Below are 13,377 nucleotides of genomic sequence, written 5' to 3'. Positions count from 1 at the left end.
CTCAGAACGAATAGACCAGGGTCAGCGACGTTTGCGTATCCGTGTTCTTCTTGTCGTCCGGTACGCGCGTGTCGTTGCGGGCACTGAAGGCGGCCTTCATTTGCATGGTGCCGTTGATTTTCGTGCTGAGGGACGTTTCGGCGATGGAGTGGGTGTTCGAGGTACCTCGTTCGACGCTGAGCGTCTGTGAAAACATCGCCGACTGGCTGATTTTCCACTTCATGGCGGCCGCGCCGCGCACCGTCAGGCCGTGCTCCGATTCCCCCGTGTCGTTGGTGCCGCTGAAATAGCCAGGACCGAATTCCACGTCGACGCTCTTGTCGTTCGACTGGTACCAGCGCGAGCCATGACCGACGGCCAGGGTCGAGTACTTGGTATAGGCGCCGAACTTGTCGTTCACGTGCGAAGCCAGCACGAACAGTTTTTCATGGTCGGCCATCAGCTTGTAGGCGGCCTTGGCGGAAGCGGAAAAGCGTTCGGCCGAACGTTCGCGCACTTTCTGTCCGTCGTCGCTGGTGATCTCGTCTTCCTTGAAGTAGCCGCTGAAGATGTACTGGTTGCTCCAGTCATCGAGTTCCTGGCGCGCGTCGATCTTGCCCGTCACCGAGGTGCCGACCGTATTGCCCGAGGTGGTGATGGCGCCCAGTTCGGCGGAGGTGCTCCAGCTGCCGATTGGAATTTCATCGAACAGCATGGTTTGTTTTACGTCTGCGGCGGCGGCGCTGCCGCAGGTGATGGCCATGGCCAGCGCCAGTGCGAGAGAGTGGGTCGATTTCATGGCTGTATTTGTCTATGGCGCGCGCCGGGCGTGCCTGCTGTTCGTTAGTGGCGGTGGTGTCGATGCAGGCCGCGGCAATCCGGAAGGCGCCACAAACAGCTGCGCGCGGGCGCGGCCAAACATTGTCGAGGCTGTATTGTACCCGACACTTGCATCGCCCGCCGCACGCGGGGGCATGCCTGAAAACTGCTATAGTCAGGGCAATCTTGCCAACCTGCCATGTGCCCGCATCGACCATGAAAACTATCTGGAATCTTGCTGTGTTGCTATGTTCATGCGTGGCCGCGCAGACCTTGGCGCAGCCGCCCGCACCCGTGCCGCCGCTGACGCAAGCGACGATACGCGAGGCCGTGCGCGCCGTGCTGGCCGAAGAGGCGCAGGTGCGCGACGCTCTGCCGCAGCCGGCCATGCAGCAGGTGACGATACGCGCCGACAGAAAGTACGAGCAGTTTGCCGCCGCCTTTGCCGAAGCGAAGGTGCCCGACTGCCTGCACCCCGATGGCTTGCAGCGCCAGCCGACGAATATTGGCCCGATCGGCGTCGTCGGCATGTATGCCTTGCCCTTCGTGGCGATTGCCAAGCTGCGCGGAAAATGCAACTAGGCGGCTAGCCGCGGGGCGGCACCTGCGCGACGGGGCTGGCAAGTGGCGCGCGCCTGGCGTATGCTGCGCCTGTTTGCTGCCTGATTTTTACAAGGAATTCCCCGTGCGCTGCCTGGTCATCGAAGACGAAGCCGAAACTTCCCGCTATATTTGTGCTGGCCTGCGCGAGGCGGGCCACGACGTCACCGCCTGCGACAATGGCATCGACGGCATGCGCCTGGCCTGCGGCGAAGACTGGGATGCGCTGGTGCTCGACCGCCTGCTGCCCGGCGAGATCGACGGCCTGGCCATCGTCGCGCGCCTGCGCGGCATGGGCCGCAACACGCCCGTGCTGGTGCTGTCGGCCCTGTCCAGCGTCGACGAGCGCGTGCGCGGCCTGCGCAGCGGCGGCGACGATTACCTGTCGAAACCGTTCGCCATCGCCGAACTGCTGGCGCGCATCGAAGCGCTGCTGCGCCGCGCCGCGCCCGTGCCGGAATCGACGCAGCTGCAGGTGGCCGACCTGGTGCTCGACATGCGTACCATGCGCGTGACGCGCGCCAACCGGCAAATCGCCCTGCAACCGCGCGAATTTCGCTTGCTGGAATACCTGATGCGCCACCAGGGCCAGTCCGTCACGCGCGCCATGTTGCTCGAAGCCGTGTGGGACTACCATTTCGACCCGCAGACGAACGTCATCGACGTGCAGGTGAGCCGCTTGCGCACCAAGGTGGACAAGGAATTTTCGCCACCGCTGATCCACACGGTGCGCGGCGTCGGCTACACCCTGGGCGTGCTCGATGGTGCGTAACTGGCACCGTTCCATTGCGGCCCGCCTGGCGCTCGGCTATGGCGTGCTGGTGGTCGTGTCGATCAGCATCGTCTGCGCCGTATTCTATTTCGGCACCATCGGCGTGCTCGATCGCAGTGTGGACCGCAAGCTGACCCTGCTCTCGGAGCGCCTCGCCACGCTGTACCAGCAGGGGGGCAGCAGCCGCACGACGGCGGAAATCGCCCATCTGCTCACCGACCGTACCGACAGCGACACGGAGATCTTCTTGCTGGTGGACGCCGCAGGCCGCCGCGTGGCGGGCAATCTGTCATCCTGGCCCGACCTTGCCAGTCCCGTGGGCCGCCTGCTGCACCGTGACGTCACGCGCGAAGGGCGCAGGGTGCCCGCGCGCATGCTGATCCGCGACCTGGCGGGCGGCGCGCGCCTGTTCGTCGGACGCGACATGGAAGAGGGCAAGTCCATCCGTACCCTGGTGCTGCGCTCGCTGGCCTATGGCGGCGGGGTGGCCATCTTGCTGGTGGTGGCGGGCGCCTGGCTGTTCCGCCGCCAGCTCGAGGCGCGCATCGGGCAAATCCGCCGCACGGCGGGGGAAATCGAGGCAGGCGACCTGAGCCGGCGCATTCCCGTCGCCAGCGAGGATGAATTCGGCTTGCTGAGCCGCGATATCAACCGCATGCTCGACCGCATCGAACACCTGATGGAAGGCGTGCGCCACGTCTCGAACGCCATTGCGCACGACCTGCGTACGCCGCTGGGCCGCATCCGCAACAAGCTCGATGGCGCCTTGCGCCAGCAGCAGGGCGTGGCCGGCTACGAGAGCGCGGCGCAGGCGGCCATCGACGATATCGATGACCTGACGCGCGTGTTCGACAAGCTGCTGCAGATCGCGGCGGCCGAATCGGGCATGCGTCCCGAGAATTTCGACGACATCGACCTGCAGCTGATCGGCGCCGACATCGTGGAAATGTATGAAGCCACGGCTGACGAGCAGGGCGTGCTGCTGGTGCAGATGTATGGCGACAGCGTGCCGGCGCGCGGCGACCGCAACCTGCTGGGCAGCGCCCTGGCCAGCCTGGTCGACAACGCCATCAAGTACGCTGGGCCGGGCGCCACGGTGGAAGTGTCGGCCGGCAGCGATGAGCAGGGCAGTTGGCTGGCCGTGCGCGACAACGGCCCCGGCGTGCCCAAGGAAGAATTGCCGAAGCTGACGCAGCGTTTTTACCGGCTCGACAAGAGTCGCCATTTGCCCGGCAATGGACTGGGCCTGTCCATCGTCGCGGCCATCGCCGCCCTGCACGGCGGCAGCCTGGAGATCGAGGATGCGGCGCCGGGCTTGCGCCTGCGCCTGCGGCTGCTGCGCTAAGTAGTGTGGCCAAACAGCACATTACCAACTTGTAACCCCCTTCGTTTTCACCTCCCCCTATCATCCGCTCTACCCGGCATAGAGTGGCTGCGCACGCGCAGCCGCTTTGCGCCGGGCTGCTTGCGGCCGTCGCCGCGTCCCGTTGATCCAGACCCGTCGTAGAGCCGTTCGCATGCATACTTTTACCGCCATTGGCGACAACGCCGCACCGCAGCAGCCGGCACTGCGCCAGCATGGCCACCGCATCAAGGCCGCCCTGGGCGCGCTGGTCTTTCCCGTGCAGCGCGCGCGCTGGCAAGCCTTCATCGCCGGCACGCCGGGCCTGGCGGCGCTGGCGCAAGCCCATCCCAGCCTGCTGTATAAAATCTACCGTCCCTACGCCAGCCGCCAGTTTGCTTGCGCGGCGAGGGTGGCGCTGTTGCACGGGCATTACCGCTTCCTGTGGCAGGCGGGCGCGCGGCCGCTGGTGGAGTACGCGGCGCGCCGCGCGCTGGTGCTGGCCACCATCGAGGGCAAGGATGGCGCCACCTACCGCTTGCAGCTGACCGCCATCCATGACAGCCACCGCGAAGGGGAGCTATGCCTGCGCCTGACGCGCGACGGCGTCTCGCTGTACCTGGCCAGTTTCCTGTTCCGGCCCCAGCCTGGCGGCGCCGTCATCCAGCTGGGCGCCTTGCAGGGCTTGCGCTCGCCCGCCGGTGCGCTGGCGGTGAAAGAGGCCACGCGGGCACTGCATGGCTGCCGGCCGAAAAATCTGATGGTGGCCGCCTTGCGCGACCTGGGCGACTTTTTCGGCTGCGGCCATCTGCACCTGGTCAGCAACGCCAACCGCATCGCGCTGAACTGGCGCCGGCGCCGCCACATCTCGTGCGACTACGACCTGGCGTGGCAGGAACTGCATGCGTTGCCCACCAGCGACGGCAATTACCGCCTGCCGTGCGGCCCTTGCCGGATGCCGGACATCGAACTGGTGCCGTCGAAAAAGCGTGCCGAGGCGCGCCGCCGCGGCGCCATGCTGCTGCAGCTGGCCGCGGACATGCGCTGGCAAGTGTCGGCCCTGCTGCAGCAGCAATGAAAGCTCAGGGTCGCATTTTTTGACCTGCGCGGCTTTTTTGCCGGGCGGCCCGGCGCAAGCGGCGTGATCGGCGTATACTTATCGGCGTTCTTAACCTGAAGCCAGTCACCCCATGCCAGCACAATTCCCCACTTCGCGCATGCGCCGCCTGCGCGCGACCCCGCAACTGCGCGAGCTGTTCCGCGAGACCGAGATCAATCCGCGCGACCTGGTCCTGCCGATCTTCGTCGACGAAGGTTCCAGCGATTTCATCGACATCAAGTCCATGCCTGGCGTGCGCCGCATTCCCGAAGCGAAGCTGGCGCAGGAAGTCGAACGCTACGCGCGCGCCGGTTTGCGCTCCGTCATGACCTTCGGCATCTCGCACCACAAGGACAGCCACGGCACGGACACCCTGAACCCGGACGGCCTGGTGGCGCGCATGTCGCGCATCATCAAGGACGCCGTGCCGGAAATGGTGGTCATGTCCGATACCTGCTTCTGCGAGTACACGGACCACGGCCATTGCGGCATCCTGCATGGCGACACGGTCGACAATGACAGCACGGTGCTGAACCTGGGCAAGCAGGCCGTCATCGCGGCCCAGGCGGGCGCCGACATCATCGCGCCATCGGCGGCCATGGATGGTCAGGTGGCGGCGATCCGCAGCGCGCTCGATGCGGCCGGCTTCCACGACACGCCCGTGATGGCGTATTCGACCAAGTTTGCCTCCGGCCTGTACGGCCCGTTCCGCGACGCGGCCGGCAGCACCCTGAAGGGCGATCGCAAAACGTACCAGATGGACCCGATGAACCGCCGCGAAGCGATCCGCGAGTCGCTGATCGACGAAGCCGAAGGCGCGGACGCGCTGATGGTGAAACCGGCCGGCGCCTACCTGGACATCATCCGCGACCTGCGTGAAGTGACGCGCCTGCCGATCGGCGCCTACCAGGTCAGCGGCGAATACGCCATGATCAAGTTCGCCGCCCAGGCGGGCGCCATCGACGAGCGCCGTGTAGTGCAGGAAACCCTGGGCGCCATCAAGCGCGCGGGCGCGGACATGATCTTTACGTATTTCGCGATGGATGTGCTGAATAATCCGTATTGAGCATTTCCGTCAAGTTGGTGCTTATTTTTACCCCAAAAGCAAGAGCTGGGGTCAGACCCGCCGGAACTCGGCGTCCCCGTCTGACCCCGGAATTTGCCGTTGGGTTTTTTTTATTTCCCCATGCCCCTGAAAATCTCCCGCATCCTGCACGCCGGCTATGTCTTCGAATGCGAAGGCACGGCCATCGCCTTCGACCCCATCGTCGAAAATCCGTTCAGCCGTAACTGCCACGCGTTTCCGTCCGTGCGCTTCGACCTCGATGCCGTGCGCCGGCTGCGCTGGGATGCCGTCTTCATCTCGCACTTCCACGATGACCACTGCTCGCTCGACAGCCTCGATGCGCTCGACCGTGCCACGCCCATCTACCTGTACTGCGTCTTCGACGAGCTGTTCGTCATGCTGCGCGCGCTGGGTTTTACCACCGTCGAGCGCCTGCACGTCGACGTGCCCGTGCGCGTGGGCGCCATCGAGGTGATTCCGCGCCGCGCGCTGGACGACGATGTCGACTCGCTGTTCCAGGTGCGCGCCGCCGGCCTGAATGTGCTCAACGTCGTCGATTCATGGATCGGCCCCGAGACGCTTGAACAGCTGGCCGCCTTCGCGCCCTGGGACATGGTGCTGTGGCCATTCCAGACCATGCGCGAGATCGCCGTCATCGCGCCGTCGCAGGCAGTGCGGGGGCCAGTGGAGCTTCCCGACGACTGGATTGCCCAGCTGCGCGCGCTGGCGCCCCGCTACATCGTGCCCAGCTCCTGCCAGTTCGTGCAGGAAGACTGGTCCTGGTACAACCACGCGATGTTCCCGATCACTTACCGCCGCTTTGCCGATGAAATCGGCGCCGCACTGCCGGAGGCACACATTTTTCGTCTCGATCCGTCGACGGCCGTGCTGCTCGACGCGCACGGAGTGAGCAGCGCCGAACCCTTGCCCTGGGTCATTCCCGTTGGCCCGCAGGACGTCGATTTCGACTATCGCCCCGAGGCGCCTCCACCCGCCACGGCGGACATCGCGCGCCGTTTCGAGCCCTTGAGCGACGCCGATGCGGCGCTGGTGCGCGATTTTTGCCAGGACGGCTTGCTCGAACGCTACCGCGACATGGAACTGCCCGAGGATAGTTACTTCCAAAGCCCGCGCCTGTGGCGCCTGGCCCTGTACGGCCACGACGGCGCAGCCACCGTCTTGCATTACCGCACGCACGGCGACTTGATCGACCTCGTGCCGGAGACGAACGAGGCGCCCAGCTGGACGACGGAAGTGCCGCTGGTGAAGTGCCATGCGGCGCTGGTGCTCGGTGAATCGCTGACCTCGATGTACATGCGCATCAACGATGGCCCTTTCGATGCGGCCACGCGGGCCGAACTGGAAGAGGCCGACATCGTCGACGACCCCTTGATCCGTTGCCTGTTCAACGACGCCATCGGCGCCTACCAGGCGGCGCAGCTGAAACGCTTGCTGGCCCGCTGAAGAAAACGCCGCGACAGGGTAAGATAAGGTCCTCAGATCAAGGAAAGAACGACATGACACAAGACAAGGAAACCGCGATCCTGGCCGGCGGCTGCTTCTGGGGCGTGCAAGACTTGCTGCGCCGCTATCCGGGCGTGCTTGCCACGCGCGTGGGCTACAGCGGCGGCGACGTGGCCAACGCCACCTACCGCAACCATGGCACGCATGCGGAAGCCATCGAGATCATCTTCGACCCGAATACCATCAGCTACCGCAAGATCCTGGAATTCTTTTTCCAGATCCACGACCCCAGCACGCAAGACCGCCAGGGCAACGACCGCGGCACCAGCTACCGCTCGGCCATCTTTTACACCAGCGACGAGCAAAAAAAGGTGGCCGAAGACACCATCGGCGACGTCGACGCCTCCGGCCTGTGGCCTGGCAAGGTGGTGACGCAAGTGGCGCCGGCCGGCCCGTTCTGGGAAGCGGAAGCGGAGCACCAGGATTATCTGCTGCGCTTGCCGCACGGCTATACCTGCCACTACATCCGGCCGGACTGGGTCTTGCCGCAGCGTCAACAATAAGCGTTACGGGAGGCGGCCATGCGCTATTGGCAGGTGGAGCGGCGGCAGGCGGAGGGCCAGCTGGATCTGGGGCGCGCCCTCGACCTGGTGGCCGCCATCGGCCATGCCGACGTGAATGCCATGGCGGGCGCCATCCTGAAAACGGCCGGCACGGCCGCCTCCATCGCCCAGTGCACGATCTTTGCTTATGAATTCGGCAACCGGCCCCGCACGGTGGCCGTGGCCGACCGGCGCGGCGGGCGTTTCTTGCAGGATATCGCCGACAGCTACGCGCGCCACTACTATGCGCTTGACGGCAACCAGAGCGTCATCGCGCCTGCCCGCCAGCCGAAGCTGGACCCCGCCATCGTGCTGCACCAGCAGGCCAGCGACGAGATCTGCCACCCTGGCTACCGCGCCGTCTGCTATCAAAGACCGAATGTGTCGGACCGGCTGTCCCTGCTGGTGCAGCCGGCCGGTGACATCTGGCTGTCCGTCAATTTTTACCGCGACAGCAGCCAGGGCCAGTTCCAGCCCGGCGAAATCGCCGCCATCGAAACCTTGTCGCCGCTGTTCGCGTATGCGGCCAAACACCACTACAGCGTCAATGGCCAGCCCGCGCAAGGCGTCTCGCCCATGATGCTGGCCCGGCTGCGCCAGCATGGCCCGCAATTGAGCAAGCGCGAACACGACGTGCTGCGCGGCGTGCTGGAAGGGCTGACCGCCGTGGAAATAGCGGAGACCATGGGCGTGCAGCCATCGAGCGTCATCACGTATCAAAAGCGCGCGTATAAACGCCTGGGCATTTCCAGCCAGCGCCAGTTGTTTGCGCTATGCATGGCCCCCGCGCCTTAGTCCTTCTGGCCTAGGGATGGCTCCCCCTTTTTGACTGTTTTCGCCGCGAAACGTCCCCAAAATGGGGACAGCCATCGGCGTAGTCGTCTGCATACTGTGTTGCAAGCCGGAGCATCCGGCCGCTCTCACCCAAAAAAATCAACAAGGGGAGGGCGACACCTTATGGAGACAAGCATGACCCCCGCCACACAAGCCACCAACGCGCCCGTTCTCGACGCGGCCGCCACTCAACTGGAACAGCAGGTGATGCGCAAGGTATCGCGCCATTTGCTGGGATTCCTGTTCCTGCTGTTCGTGTTTTCCTTTCTGGACCGCATCAACATCGGCTTCGCCGGCCTGACCATGATGCAAGACCTGGGCCTGTCCGGCACCCAGTTCGGCTTTGCCACCACCCTGTTTTACATTGCCTACATCGCGTGCAGCATCCCCAGCAACATCGTGCTGGCCCGCATCGGCGCCCGTAAATGGATAGGCAGCATGATGATCGCCTGGGGCCTGGCCTCGACGGCGACCCTGTTCGCCAGCGGCCCGGCCAGCCTGTATGCGCTGCGCTTTTTAGTGGGCGTGACGGAGGCGGGCTTCCTGCCCGGTATGCTGCTGTACCTGACGTACTGGTTTCCCAGCGCCTACCGGGCGCGCGCCAACGCCCTGTTCATGATCGCCATGCCCGTCACGGCCGCCATCGGCTCGGCCCTGTCGGGGCTGATCCTGGGCCTCGATGGCCACTGGGGTCTGAAGGGCTGGCAATGGCTGTTCTTGCTCGAAGGCATGCCTTCCGTCCTGCTGGGCCTGGCCGTGTACGGCTACCTCGATGATTCGCCCAACAAGGCGCACTGGCTGGGCAAGCTGGAACAGCAAGTGCTGGCGCGCATGCTGGCGGCCGAGCACAAGCCTGCCGTCGTACACCTCGCGCAGCAGCAGAAGACCTCCGTGCTGGCGGAAATGCTGTCGCCCACCGTGCTGAAATTCGGCATCGCCTATTTTTGCCTGGTCAACACCCTGGCGATGGTGGCCGTGTGGACGCCCTTGATCGTGAAAAGTTTCAGCGGCAACGCCAGCAACACGCAGATCGGTCTGCTGGCCGCGATTCCGCAAGTATGCACCGTCATCGGCATGATCCTGTGGGGCCGCCGCTCGGACCGCCTGCAGGAGCGCCGCTGGCACATCGTCTGGCCCATGCTGCTGTCGGCCTTGGGCTGGCTGCTGACCGCGTATGCCGGCAATCCCGTGCTGCAACTGCTGGGCGTGTGCATGGCCTCGACGGGCGCGTATACCGCCATGTCCGTCTTCTGGACCACGCCGGACCGGGCCCTGAGCCTGGGCGCGCGCGCCATCGGCATCGCCGTCATCAATGCCACGGGCAATATCGGCTCGGCCCTGAACCCCGTCGTCGTGGGCTGGCTGAAGGATGTCACGCACAGCTTTGCCACGGGCTTGCTGTACGCCAGCGTGCTGCTGGTGGCGGGCGCGGCCATCGTGCTGACACTGCCCATCGCGCGCGGCGGCAAAACAATTATTAAAAAGGAAGCATCATGAGCGATACATTCCACCCTTATCCCCATGTGCCGAAGGTGTATCCACCCGGCAAACCTGCCTGTGCCGGCATCGAGCACGTCCCGGTGCTGATCGTCGGCGGCGGGCCCGTTGGCCTGGCCACGGCCCTGGGCCTGGCCCGTCACGGCGTGCGCTCTGTGCTGATCGAAGCGGACGATGGCGTCTGCACGGGCAGCCGCGCCATCTGCATTTCGCGGCGCAGCCTGGAAATCATCGAACGCCTGGGCGCGCTCGACGGTTTTATGAGTAAAGGCTTGCCGTGGGCGGGCGGCCGCAGCTTTTACCGCGACGAGGAAGTGCTGCACTTCACGATGCCGCAAGACGCGCAGCAGAAATTGCCGCCCATGCTCAACCTGGCGCAATACCATATCGAGCAATTCCTGCTCGACGCGGCTGAGCGCTTGCCGGAGCTGATCGATATCCGCTGGCAAACGCGGGTCACTGGCGTGGAGCAGCGCGCCGATGGCGCCACGGTGACGGTCGCTACGCCCGATGCAAGCTACAAAATCGAGGCGGACTGGCTGGTGGCGGCCGATGGCGGGCGCAGCGCCGTGCGCGAGGCGCTGGGCCTCAAATTGCAAGGCACCAGCTATGAAGGGCGCTATGTGATCGTCGATATCCACCTGAAGAGCGAGCGCCCGACGGAGCGCCTCGCGTATTTCGACCCGCCATCGAATCCCGGCTCGACCGTGCTGGTGCACAAGCAGCCCGACGATATCTGGCGCATCGATTACCAACTGCGCGACGACGAGGATGCGCAGGCGGCCGTGCTGCTGGAAAACGTGGCGCCCCGCGTGGACAGCCTGCTGGCCATGATGGGCGAAACGGCGCCATGGCATCCCGTGTGGATCACCATCTATAAGGCCAACGCGCTGACACTGGAAAAATACCGGCATGGCCCCGTGCTGTTCGCGGGCGACGCCGCCCACCTGGTGCCCATCTTCGGCGTGCGCGGCGCCAATTCCGGCATCGACGACGCGGATAACCTGGCCTGGAAGCTCGCGTATGTGGTCAAGGGCCAGGCGCCGCAGGTCTTGCTGGACAGCTATTCGGACGAACGCGTGTTCGCCGCCCGTGAAAACCTGCGCCACGGCACCAAAAGCACGGAATTCATGGCGCCGCCCACGTTTGCCTTCGAGTTGATGCGCACGGCCGTGCTGGGCCTGGCGGGCAAGCATGCGCATGTGCGCTCGCTGATCAACCCGCGCCAGACCAGCGCCATCGCGTATGCGCAGTCGCCCCTGAATGCGGTTGACGCGGACGTGTTTGCAACTGGTCCCGCGCCGGGCACGGTCTTGCCCGAATGCCCGCTGGCGCTGCCGCACAACGGCGGACAAAAAGCGGGGTATATTACCGATCTGGTGCAACGCGCCGCTGGCGCTTTTACTGGCCTGTATTTCAGCGAGGATGGGGCCGTGCCAGCCGAACTGCTGGCGCTGGGCGACACATTGCCGTTGACGACGGTGGCGATCAGCCGCAGCGGAGCGCAAGAGTGCGCCTGGGACCACACGGCGCGGGTATTCTCGCTATTCGACGCGCAGCCCGGCACGTTTTACCTCGTGCGTCCGGACGGCCACGTGCTAGGGCGCTGGCGACAGGTGCGGGCGGGGCAGGTGGCGCAGGCGCTGGCGAGGATATTAGCGAGTTAAGCCCAACGGCAAATTTGGGGGTCGGTCCCTTCGGGAGCGGTACGCGCCCCATTGGGGCGTGCACCCCCGCAGGGTCCGACCCCAGCTGTTCCGCCTTTCGGGTTGAAATGGGCGAATGTAATACATCAAGATCAGGAGATAATATGACCGACATCGAACTCGATAATTTATATACCGAGCTGTGCCACACCATGGGCGGCCTGGGCGAACAGCGCTCGCCGCTGTTCCTGGCCCGCTTTGCCTTGCTAGCCATGGGCGCCATCGGCCAGGCCGACGTGGTGCAGGGCTTGCTGCACGACGCGGCCGACGGCCTGGCGGAGAACGCATGACAGGCGCCGTCTACCAAAGCGGCTTCGGCAACGAATTTGCCACGGAAGCCGTGCCCGGCGCCTTGCCACAGGGGCAGAATTCGCCGCAGCAGGCACCGTTAGGCCTGTATGCGGAACAATTGTCGGGCACGGCCTTCACGGCGCCGCGCGCGCAGAACCGGCGCTCGTGGCTGTACCGCATCCGTCCCGCCAGCCAGCATCCGCCATTCACTTTGCTTGCCAGCACCCGCATCGTCAGCGATTTCCACGCCATGCCCCCCACGCCGCCGAACCAGCTGCGCTGGGACCCGCTGCCGCTGCCCGACCGCAGTACGCCGGTCGACTTCATCGACGGCTGGCAAACGATGGCTGGCAATGGCAGCGCCGAAGCGATGAGTGGCTGCGCCATCCACGTGTACGCTGCCAACTGTTCCATGCAGCGCTTCTTTTACTCGGCCGACGGCGAATTGCTGGTCGTGCCGCAGGAAGGCAGGCTGGCGATTGCCACGGAACTGGGCTTGATCGAACTGGAACCGCAGGAAATCGCCGTGATTCCCCGTGGCGTGCGCTTCCGCGTGACCCTGCCGGACGGCCAGGCGCGCGGCTATGTGTGCGAAAACTTCGGCACGGCTTTCCGTTTGCCTGACATGGGGCCCATCGGCTCGAACGGCCTGGCCAACAGCCGCGATTTCCTCACGCCGCACGCGGCCTACGAGGATATCGATGGCGAGTGCGAACTGCTGGCCAAGTTCGGCGGCCATCTGTGGCGCACGACGCTCGACCATTCGCCGCTGGACGTGGTGGCCTGGCATGGCAATTACGCGCCCTATAAATACGATTTGCGCCGCTTCAACACCATCGGCTCGATCAGCTACGACCATCCGGACCCGTCGATCTTCCTCGTGCTGCAGGCGCCCAGCGAAAACCCGCTATTCGGCGCCATCGACTTCGCCATCTTCCCGCCGCGCTGGCTGGCCGCCGAGCATACTTTCCGCCCACCCTGGTTCCACCGCAACGTGGCCAGCGAATTCATGGGACTGATCCACGGCGTGTACGACGCCAAGGCGGCCGGCTTCGTGCCGGGCGGTGCCAGCCTGCACAACTGCATGTCCGGCCACGGCCCCGATGCGCAAACGTTCGAGCGCGCTTCGCACAGCGACACGTCCGTGCCTGCGAAGGTGGCGGACACCATGGCCTTCATGTTCGAGACGCGCACCATCCTCAAGCCCACGCCGTTCGCCTTGAACAGCGAACTGCTGCAAAACGACTATTTCGAGTGCTGGCAAGGCTTGCGCAAGCATTTTGATCCTGATCAAGCCTAGTCAAGC

General features: G+C 65.0%; 13 protein-coding genes. 12 read left to right on the top strand and 1 reads right to left on the bottom strand.

Annotation, left to right across the window (positions count from 1 at the left end; genetic code table 11):
* Window position 1 precedes the first annotated feature (1 nt).
* Entirely contained in the window at window positions 2-778 is a 777-nt protein-coding gene (locus O0882_RS09820) for a DUF481 domain-containing protein (RefSeq protein ID WP_289947460.1), read from the bottom strand.
* A 236-nt stretch (window positions 779-1,014) separates the two neighbouring features.
* Between O0882_RS09820 and O0882_RS09815 the strand changes: the two genes are divergently transcribed.
* From O0882_RS09815 to hmgA, 12 genes are all read left to right on the top strand, one after another.
* Complete coding sequence (locus O0882_RS09815) at window positions 1,015-1,380, top strand: hypothetical protein (protein WP_289947458.1); 366 nt, start codon at window positions 1,015-1,017, stop codon at window positions 1,378-1,380.
* A 103-nt stretch (window positions 1,381-1,483) separates the two neighbouring features.
* The gene (locus tag O0882_RS09810) at window positions 1,484-2,170 is read left to right on the top strand and encodes a winged helix-turn-helix domain-containing protein (RefSeq protein ID WP_071077124.1); all 687 of its coding nucleotides are present in this window, start codon (window positions 1,484-1,486) and stop codon (window positions 2,168-2,170) included.
* A complete protein-coding gene (locus O0882_RS09805) occupies window positions 2,160-3,515 on the top strand; it encodes a HAMP domain-containing sensor histidine kinase (protein WP_289947457.1) in 1,356 nt (451 codons plus the stop codon). The genes O0882_RS09810 and O0882_RS09805 overlap by 11 nt, the downstream gene beginning before the upstream one ends.
* 172 nt (window positions 3,516-3,687) lie before the next feature.
* A complete protein-coding gene (locus O0882_RS09800; protein WP_289947456.1) occupies window positions 3,688-4,590 on the top strand; it encodes a DUF535 family protein in 903 nt (300 codons plus the stop codon).
* A 112-nt stretch (window positions 4,591-4,702) separates the two neighbouring features.
* Window positions 4,703-5,677 carry a porphobilinogen synthase gene (hemB, locus tag O0882_RS09795; RefSeq protein ID WP_100873238.1) on the top strand — a complete coding sequence of 325 codons (975 nt, stop codon included), beginning with the start codon at window positions 4,703-4,705 and terminating at the stop codon, window positions 5,675-5,677.
* A gap of 120 nt (window positions 5,678-5,797) precedes the next feature.
* Window positions 5,798-7,141, top strand: coding sequence for an MBL fold metallo-hydrolase (locus O0882_RS09790; protein ID WP_289947453.1), 1,344 nt, complete (start codon window positions 5,798-5,800; stop codon window positions 7,139-7,141).
* Between the two features lie 53 nt (window positions 7,142-7,194).
* Window positions 7,195-7,704, top strand: coding sequence for a peptide-methionine (S)-S-oxide reductase MsrA (gene msrA / locus O0882_RS09785; protein ID WP_289947452.1), 510 nt, complete (start codon window positions 7,195-7,197; stop codon window positions 7,702-7,704).
* An 18-nt stretch (window positions 7,705-7,722) separates the two neighbouring features.
* Window positions 7,723-8,538 (top strand): helix-turn-helix transcriptional regulator, encoded by an 816-nt coding sequence (locus tag O0882_RS09780; RefSeq protein WP_289947451.1) that lies wholly within the window; start codon window positions 7,723-7,725, stop codon window positions 8,536-8,538.
* A gap of 174 nt (window positions 8,539-8,712) precedes the next feature.
* Window positions 8,713-10,074, top strand: coding sequence for an MFS transporter (locus O0882_RS09775; RefSeq protein WP_289947449.1), 1,362 nt, complete (start codon window positions 8,713-8,715; stop codon window positions 10,072-10,074).
* Window positions 10,071-11,741, top strand: a complete 1,671-nt coding sequence (locus tag O0882_RS09770; RefSeq protein WP_289947447.1) for an FAD-dependent oxidoreductase — start codon at window positions 10,071-10,073, stop codon at window positions 11,739-11,741. The genes O0882_RS09775 and O0882_RS09770 overlap by 4 nt, the downstream gene beginning before the upstream one ends.
* Window positions 11,742-11,884: 143 nt before the next feature.
* Window positions 11,885-12,070: a hypothetical protein gene (locus O0882_RS09765; RefSeq protein ID WP_289947446.1), complete on the top strand. Its 186-nt coding sequence runs from the start codon at window positions 11,885-11,887 to the stop codon at window positions 12,068-12,070.
* Window positions 12,067-13,371, top strand: a complete 1,305-nt coding sequence (gene hmgA / locus O0882_RS09760; RefSeq protein ID WP_289947444.1) for a homogentisate 1,2-dioxygenase — start codon at window positions 12,067-12,069, stop codon at window positions 13,369-13,371. The genes O0882_RS09765 and hmgA overlap by 4 nt, the downstream gene beginning before the upstream one ends.
* The last annotated feature ends 6 nt before the right edge of the window (window positions 13,372-13,377 follow it).

The organism is Janthinobacterium sp. SUN073, assembly GCF_030397665.1.
GTDB lineage: Bacteria > Pseudomonadota > Gammaproteobacteria > Burkholderiales > Burkholderiaceae_D > Janthinobacterium.
The sequence above is the reverse complement of the archived record's forward strand: the minus strand, read 5'-3'. Positions and strand labels throughout refer to the sequence as shown.

Coding starts and splice junctions, on each gene's coding strand:
- O0882_RS09820 (WP_289947460.1), bottom strand. CDS start 778: ATGAAATCGACCCACTCTCTCGCACTGGCGCTGGCCATGGCCATCACC.
- O0882_RS09815 (WP_289947458.1), top strand. CDS start 1,015: ATGAAAACTATCTGGAATCTTGCTGTGTTGCTATGTTCATGCGTGGCC.
- O0882_RS09805 (WP_289947457.1), top strand. CDS start 2,160: ATGGTGCGTAACTGGCACCGTTCCATTGCGGCCCGCCTGGCGCTCGGC.
- O0882_RS09800 (WP_289947456.1), top strand. CDS start 3,688: ATGCATACTTTTACCGCCATTGGCGACAACGCCGCACCGCAGCAGCCG.
- hemB (WP_100873238.1), top strand. CDS start 4,703: ATGCCAGCACAATTCCCCACTTCGCGCATGCGCCGCCTGCGCGCGACC.
- O0882_RS09790 (WP_289947453.1), top strand. CDS start 5,798: ATGCCCCTGAAAATCTCCCGCATCCTGCACGCCGGCTATGTCTTCGAA.
- msrA (WP_289947452.1), top strand. CDS start 7,195: ATGACACAAGACAAGGAAACCGCGATCCTGGCCGGCGGCTGCTTCTGG.
- O0882_RS09780 (WP_289947451.1), top strand. CDS start 7,723: ATGCGCTATTGGCAGGTGGAGCGGCGGCAGGCGGAGGGCCAGCTGGAT.
- O0882_RS09775 (WP_289947449.1), top strand. CDS start 8,713: ATGACCCCCGCCACACAAGCCACCAACGCGCCCGTTCTCGACGCGGCC.
- O0882_RS09770 (WP_289947447.1), top strand. CDS start 10,071: ATGAGCGATACATTCCACCCTTATCCCCATGTGCCGAAGGTGTATCCA.
- O0882_RS09765 (WP_289947446.1), top strand. CDS start 11,885: ATGACCGACATCGAACTCGATAATTTATATACCGAGCTGTGCCACACC.
- hmgA (WP_289947444.1), top strand. CDS start 12,067: ATGACAGGCGCCGTCTACCAAAGCGGCTTCGGCAACGAATTTGCCACG.